7 protein-coding genes are annotated in these 6,627 nt (G+C 61.1%); 6 read left to right on the top strand and 1 reads right to left on the bottom strand.

Annotated elements, in window-relative coordinates; translation table 11 throughout:
* The 3 genes from QZ511_RS15955 to QZ511_RS15945 form a co-directional block, all read left to right on the top strand.
* Positions 1-834: FtsX-like permease family protein (locus QZ511_RS15955; protein WP_295803933.1), on the top strand; the 834-nt coding region annotated here is incomplete at its 5' end.
* Between the two features lie 59 nt (positions 835-893).
* Entirely contained in the window at positions 894-1,643 is a 750-nt protein-coding gene (lolD, locus tag QZ511_RS15950; RefSeq protein WP_295803929.1) for a lipoprotein-releasing ABC transporter ATP-binding protein LolD, read from the top strand.
* 8 nt (positions 1,644-1,651) lie between these two features.
* The gene (locus QZ511_RS15945; protein ID WP_295803926.1) at positions 1,652-2,920 is read left to right on the top strand and encodes a lipoprotein-releasing ABC transporter permease subunit; all 1,269 of its coding nucleotides are present in this window, start codon (positions 1,652-1,654) and stop codon (positions 2,918-2,920) included.
* A gap of 79 nt (positions 2,921-2,999) precedes the next feature.
* Here the strand turns inward: QZ511_RS15945 and QZ511_RS15940 are convergent, their stop codons facing one another.
* Positions 3,000-3,536, bottom strand: a complete 537-nt coding sequence (locus QZ511_RS15940) for a DUF2062 domain-containing protein (protein WP_295803924.1) — start codon at positions 3,534-3,536, stop codon at positions 3,000-3,002.
* Positions 3,537-3,973: 437 nt separating this feature from the next.
* On the opposite strand from QZ511_RS15940, the gene QZ511_RS15935 reads away from it, so the two are divergent.
* The 3 genes from QZ511_RS15935 to QZ511_RS15925 all read left to right on the top strand — a co-directional run.
* Positions 3,974-4,705 carry a GntR family transcriptional regulator gene (locus QZ511_RS15935; RefSeq protein WP_295803921.1) on the top strand — a complete coding sequence of 244 codons (732 nt, stop codon included), beginning with the start codon at positions 3,974-3,976 and terminating at the stop codon, positions 4,703-4,705.
* Positions 4,706-4,735: 30 nt separating this feature from the next.
* Positions 4,736-5,614, top strand: coding sequence for a methylisocitrate lyase (gene prpB / locus QZ511_RS15930; RefSeq protein ID WP_295803919.1), 879 nt, complete (start codon positions 4,736-4,738; stop codon positions 5,612-5,614).
* Between the two features lie 53 nt (positions 5,615-5,667).
* The coding region (locus QZ511_RS15925; protein WP_295803917.1) for a citrate/2-methylcitrate synthase at positions 5,668-6,627 on the top strand (960 nt) is incomplete at its 3' end.

The raw sequence follows: 6,627 nt of genomic DNA, 5'->3' as shown, positions 1-6,627 counted from the left end.
CTGGACGGTTTGCAGCCGCGCAGTTATGAAATTGTCCTCGGCCGAATTCTCGCCCGCCAGCTGGGCGTGATTCCCGGCGACAGCGTCATCCTTACCCTGCCTTCCGTGACCATCACTCCCGCCGGTATTTTCCCGCGCACCAAACGCTTCACCGTCGCCGGGGTTTTCTCCGTCGGCGCGCAGGTGGACCAGAATATGGCGCTGATGCATATCGAGGATGCCGCCCGGCTGCTGCGCATGTCAGGCAAGGTGCAGGGCCTGCAACTCAAGTTTGACGATATGAACAACGCCCTCGGGCGGGTGGATGGTTACGCCAGGGCGCTGGGAGAGGGTTTCACCGGCGAAGACTGGAGTCACTCCCAGGGCAGCCTGTTCCAGGCGGTAAAAATGGAAAAAACCGTGGTCACCCTGATGCTGATGATTATCGTCGCGGTGGCCGCGTTCAATATCGTGTCCGCGCTGGTGCTGATGGTGGCGGACAAGCGCTCGGATATCGCGGTGCTGCGCACCCTGGGGCTGACCTCCCGGCAGATCATGGCGGTATTTGTGGTGCAGGGCAGTGCCATCGGCATTATCGGCGCGCTGATCGGCGGGCTGCTCGGTACCCTGATTGCACTCAACCTCACCGATCTGGTGTCCTGGATCGAGAACCTGGTGGGCGCCAAGATTTTCGATCCCCGGGTATTTTTTGTGAGCTTCCTGCCGTCGGAATTCCGCACCGGTGATGCGGTGCTGGTACTGAGCGCGGCGGTGATCATGAGCCTGCTGGCAACCCTGTTCCCGGCATGGCGCGCGGCGCAGATCGCGCCCGCGGAAGCCCTACGCTACGAATAATTCTGCAGCGGGCAGGCCTGCGCCCGCCGCTGACACGCTTCAAAAGAGCCAATAAATTGATGAACAGTAAAGTGGAAATTCGCCCCGAAGAATCCCGCGCGGAACCCGGCACCGAGGTGGTGCTGGCCTGCCGCAGTCTCAGCAAAAGCTATCGCCAGGGCGCCAACGAACTGAATGTACTGCGCGGCGTGGAGCTGGAAGTGCCGAAAGGGGAGCGGCTGGCGATCGTCGGCGCCTCCGGTTCCGGCAAGTCGACCCTGCTGAATCTACTGGGTGGACTGGATACCCCCACCGCGGGCGAAGTCTGGGTCGCGGGACAGAACCTGGCCACGCTGAATGCCAACGAGCGCGGCTGGCTGCGCAATTCGAGCCTGGGCTTTGTGTACCAGTTCCACCATCTGCTGAACGAGTTTACCGCGCTGGAAAATGTCGCCATGCCGCTGCTGATCGGCAAGCACTCGGTATCCGACGCGCGCGCCGCGGCAGTGGAGATGCTCGAGGCGGTCGGCCTGGGTGCGCGCCTGGATCACAAGCCGGCGCAGCTCTCCGGCGGCGAGCGCCAGCGGGTGGCCATTGCCCGCGCGCTGGTGGCCAAGCCCGCCTGCGTGCTGATGGATGAACCCACCGGCAACCTGGACCGGGCCACCGCGCAGGAAATTCACAAACTGATGGACCGCCTGAACCGGGAGACCGGAATCAGCTTCGTGATCGTCACCCACGACCCGGACCTGGCCGCGGCGCTGGACCGCTGCCTGCACCTGGTGGACGGTGAGCTGATAGAGGGCTGGCAGCAGGGTGACCATGTTTAAGGTGCAGAATGTTTAAGCCATTACCCGCCTATATCGGCCTGCGCTACGCGGGCGCCCAGCGCGGCGGTCAGGACTCCGCCGGGCTGGTGTCGTTTATTTCCGGGCTGTCGATGATCGGCCTGATCCTCGGCGTGGCGCTGATGATCGTGGTGATGTCGGTTATGAACGGTTTTGACCGCGAGTTGCGCGAGCGCATCCTCGGCATCATGCCGCACGCCACCGTATACAACGCCAGCGCCGATATCGACTGGCCCACTTTGCGCGATGAAGTGGCCGCTTTTCCGGGGATTACCGATGCGGCCGAGGTGTGGCAGGTGAACGGACTTGCGCGCAATGGCCTCGAGGTGACTCCGCTGCTGATTCAGGGCGTCAATCCCGAGACTATCGTCAAAGTGTCGACAATCGGTGACTTCCTCAAGCCCGACAGCTTTGCCGCGCTGACGAGCGATCCCGTGCAGCCGGGCATCATTCTCGGCCGCGGCATTGCCGACAAGTTGGGTATCGCCGTGGGCGAGGATCTCAGTGTGATCGTGCCCCAGAGCGGTACCGATGGCAGCGGCGGCCGCTCGGCGGCGCAACTGGCCGGGTTCAAGGTGGTGGATATCTTCCATTCCGGCACCGCGCTCGATCACTCCCTGGCGCTGGTGGACTGGTCCCAGGCGCAAGCCCTGGCCGGCGGTGCCGGTGGCGGCGGGGTACAGATGCGGGTGGAGGACATGCTGCGCTCGTTTGTGGTTTTCCAGCGCCTGCTGCAGCAGTTACCGGCGCAGGGCTATTACGGCAATGACTGGACCGGTACCCACGGCAACCTCTACCAGGCCATCCAGATGTCCCGCAACCTGGTCAGCCTGCTGGTATTCCTGATCATCGCCATCGCCGCGTTCAACGTGGTTTCGACCCTAGTGATGGTGGTGATCGACAAACACGGCGATATCGCCATCCTGCGCACCATGGGCGCCAGCACCCGGGAGATCCTGCTGACATTCGTCAGCCAGGGGGCGCTGGTAGGACTGATCGGGGTGCTGGTCGGCGGTGCGCTGGGCGTGATCGGCTCGCTTGTGGTCACCGATCTGGTGTCCGGGCTCGAGCACCTGTTCGGTATCCAGTTCCTGAAGTCCGACGTCTACCCGGTGGATTACCTGCCTTCGCAGTTGCAGTGGGGGGATGTGGCGCTGGTGGTGGGGGCGGGATTCCTGCTGAGCCTGGTGGCCACACTGTATCCCGCACTGCAGGCAAGTCGCGTGCAGCCGGCCGCGGCGCTACGGCACGACTATTGATACTGGATCCCGGCGTGCGCCGGGATGACGTGAGAACATTCGTCATGCCGGACCTGATCCGGCATCCAGCCTGAACCGCTCAGCTACCCTGGCTGAGCTGCGCCTTGCGCTGTTCCAGCCGGGTCTTCCAGCGTTTCACCACATGCCAGCGCCAGAAAGCCTGCATCAGGAAGTAGGCGAGGGTGGCGAAGAAGACCCCGCTCAGCAGCGAGCCGAAGAACAGCGGTAGCCAGATTTTCCCCACCTCGTCCGTCAGCCATTCCAGCGACAGCTCAATCTTGAATTCCAGCGGCGGCGTGCCGAGTATCCAGGCGCCGAGCTTGTAGGTGCTGTAGAAAATTGCCGGCATGGTCACCGGGTTGCTGATCCACACCAGAATCATGGAAAGGGGCAGGTTGCAGCGGAACCACAGTGCCAGCAGCGCGGCGATCAGCATCTGCCCGGGAAGCGGCAGGAAGCTGGTGAATACGCCGACCGCGAAAGCCACGGAGACCGAATGGCGGTTGAGGTGAAAAAGGTTGGGATCGTGCAGCAGAGTGCCGAGAAACTTCAGGCCATTGTTGGCGCGTACCTGTTCGGGAGTTGGCAGCCAGCGCCTGATAAAACTTTTAGGCATGATTCAATCTGCTTGATCCGAGGTCGCTCTAGGGAAATCAGAAATCCGTCTTCAGAGGACGGTTTGTCGCCGCGAACCGTATCCTTTTCGACTTCACAACCCTATCTATAGGATAGAGTGAAGTACAACCTTCCAGGCCGGCCCGGGTACGCGCGGCGGCTATTATGCCCATATCGGTATTTCAAGACTACTATTCCCCGCGAATGGTCCGCAGACACGCCCGCCAGGTGCCGTGGTCACTCCCGTATCGAAAAATGCTCCGCCGCGGGCTGCTACCGCAAACTTGGTGACCGAATAGCCTGTTTGATCAATATATGGGCGTATCGACCGGCGCCAAGTTCCAGTTTGTCGACAAAAATGTGGTTGACCCATAAAAATTGGCCGTTTAAGCTTCGCGAATCTATAAAAGTGTCGACAATCTGTGGCGGAGCGCCTAAGTGACCGAGATTGCACAGGACAATTCCCCCCCAAACGCCTCTGACAATCCAGTGGACGTAGGGCAGGGCATCCATACCAGCAAACAGAGCCTGGCTGACCGCCTGTTCCTGACTCTGCGCAGTGAAATCGTCGAAGGGCGCATTTCCTCCGGCAGCAAGATCAGCGAGCCGGAACTGGCGCGCCGGTTTGACGCCAGCCGCAGCAGCCTGCGCGAAGCCCTGATGCGGCTTGAATCCCTCAGCCTGATTGAGCGGCGGGTCAACGTTGGCGCGCGGGTCGTCGACCTGACCGAGCGTGGATTGCTGGAGATCTACGACGTGCGCGAGGCGCTGGAAGGCATGGCCTGCCGCCTGGCCGCAGAGAATCGCAGCGAAGAAGACCTGGTGGAACTGCGCCAGATGCTGGAGCGCCACGAGCAGCAGGAAGAACTGCAAAAGGGCACCGCCTACTTCCAGCCGGAGGGGGACTTCGACTTCCACTTCCGCATCGTGCAGGCCTCCAATAACGACCTGCTGATCGACACCCTGTGCAACAAACTCTATTACCGCGTGCGCATGTACCGCTACCAGCTGGGCATGGCCAGCCCGCGGGCACACCGCGCTTTCCGCGAGCACAGCCACATCATCGACGCCATCGAGGCGGGTGATGGCGAGCTGGCAGAAATACTGATGCGGCGCCACATCCGCGCGTCCCGCAACAATATCGAAAAGAAACTTTCCCAAGACGACTAAATCAAAATCGAGAGAAAACCGAGGCACCTTATGAGCAGACCAGAATCCGCCGGCGCGCGTTTTCGCCAGGCCCTGAAAGACAACCAGCCGCTGCAGGTGGTGGGCACCATTAACGCCTATACCGCGATCATGGCGGAGCGCATCGGCCATCAGGCGATCTACCTGTCCGGCGGCGGCGTTGCCAACGCTTCCTACGGTCTGCCGGACCTGGGCATGACCAGCATGAATGACGTACTGGAAGACGTACGCCGCATTACCGCTGCATCCAGCCTGCCGCTGCTGGTAGATATCGATACCGGCTGGGGTGGCGCCTTCAACATCGGCCGCACCGTGAAAGAAATGATCCGCGCCGGCGCCGCCGCGGTACATATCGAAGACCAGGTAGCGCAGAAGCGCTGCGGCCACCGCCCGAACAAAGAGATCGTTTCCAAAGACGAAATGGTCGACCGCATCAAGGCCGCGGTAGACGCGCGTACCGACGATGACTTCTTCATCATGGCCCGCACCGACGCCTTCGCACAGGAAGGTCTGGAAGCGGCCATCGAGCGCGCCCAGGCGTGTATCGAAGCCGGCGCCGACGGCATCTTCGCCGAAGCGGTAACCGAGCTGGAGCACTACCGCGCCTTTAAAGACGCGCTGAACGTACCGATCCTGGCGAACATCACCGAGTTCGGCCAAACCAAGCTATACAACAGGGCGGAACTGGCCGAGTCCGGTGCCGACATGGTGCTGTACCCGCTGTCCGCCTTCCGTGCCATGAACAAGGCCGCAGAGAACGTGTACAGCAGCATCCTGCAGAACGGCGACCAGCAGGCCGTGGTCGACACCATGCAGACCCGCGCGGAACTGTACGACTACCTGAACTATCACGAGTTTGAAGACAAACTCGATGCCTTGTTTAAGAAATAAGGGCTCAAGAAGTAATCGAACTGAAATCAAATCAAAAAGTAGGGGAAATAACGATGGCAGAGAAAAAAGTTGGCGGAGCAGGCCTGCGTGGCCAGGTAGCCGGTAAAACCGCACTTTCCACCGTAGGCGTATCCGGCTCCGGCCTGACCTACCGCGGCTACGACGTAAAAGACCTGGCGCAGAACTGCGAGTTTGAAGAAGTCGCCTACCTGATTTTCTACGGCGAACTGCCCACCAAAGCACAGCTGGCCGATTACAAAGGCGTGCTGAAAACCATGCGCGGCCTGCCGCTGGCACTGCGCGAAGTACTGGAGCGTATCCCCGCCGACGCCCACCCGATGGACGTCATGCGTACCGGCTGTTCCATGCTGGGTAACCTGGAAGGCGAAGAGTCCTTCGACCAGCAGCAGGAAAAAGCCAACCGCCTGCTGGCCGCATTCCCGTCCATTATTTGCTACTGGTATCGCTACACCCACGACGGCGTGCGTATCGAAACCGAAACCGACGACGACTCCATCGGCGGCCACTTCCTGCACATGTTGCGCGGCGAAAAGCCCAACGCACTGCACGAGCAGGTAATGAACGTATCCCTGATTCTGTACTCAGAGCACGAGTTCAACGCCTCCACCTTCACCGCGCGCGTGTGTGCCTCCACCCTGTCTGACCTGTTCAGCTGCATCACCGGCGCCATCGGCTCCCTGCGCGGCCCGCTGCACGGCGGCGCCAACGAAGCCGCGATGGAACTGATCGAGAAGTTCTCCTCTGCCGACGAAGCAGAAAAAGAACTGATGGGCATGCTCGAGCGCAAGGAAAAGATCATGGGCTTCGGCCACGCGGTCTACACCGAATCCGACCCGCGCAACGCCATCATCAAACAGTGGTCCGAGAAACTGGCCGCCGACGTGGGCGACACCGTGCTGTACCCGGTATCCGTACGCTGCGAAGAAGTGATGTGGCGCGAGAAGAAGCTGTTCTGTAACGCCGACTTCTTCCACGCATCCGCGTACCACTTC

The organism is uncultured Microbulbifer sp., assembly GCF_913055755.1.
Lineage (GTDB): Bacteria > Pseudomonadota > Gammaproteobacteria > Pseudomonadales > Cellvibrionaceae > Microbulbifer.
This window is presented reverse-complemented; position numbering and strand designations above follow the sequence as displayed.

What these genes read in the sequence shown, in the direction of transcription:
- lolD (WP_295803929.1), top strand. Translation starts at nt 894, where the DNA reads ATGAACAGTAAAGTGGAAATTCGCCCCGAAGAATCCCGCGCGGAACCC.
- QZ511_RS15940 (WP_295803924.1), bottom strand. Translation starts at nt 3,536, where the DNA reads ATGCCTAAAAGTTTTATCAGGCGCTGGCTGCCAACTCCCGAACAGGTA.
- prpB (WP_295803919.1), top strand. Translation starts at nt 4,736, where the DNA reads ATGAGCAGACCAGAATCCGCCGGCGCGCGTTTTCGCCAGGCCCTGAAA.
- QZ511_RS15945 (WP_295803926.1), top strand. Translation starts at nt 1,652, where the DNA reads ATGTTTAAGCCATTACCCGCCTATATCGGCCTGCGCTACGCGGGCGCC.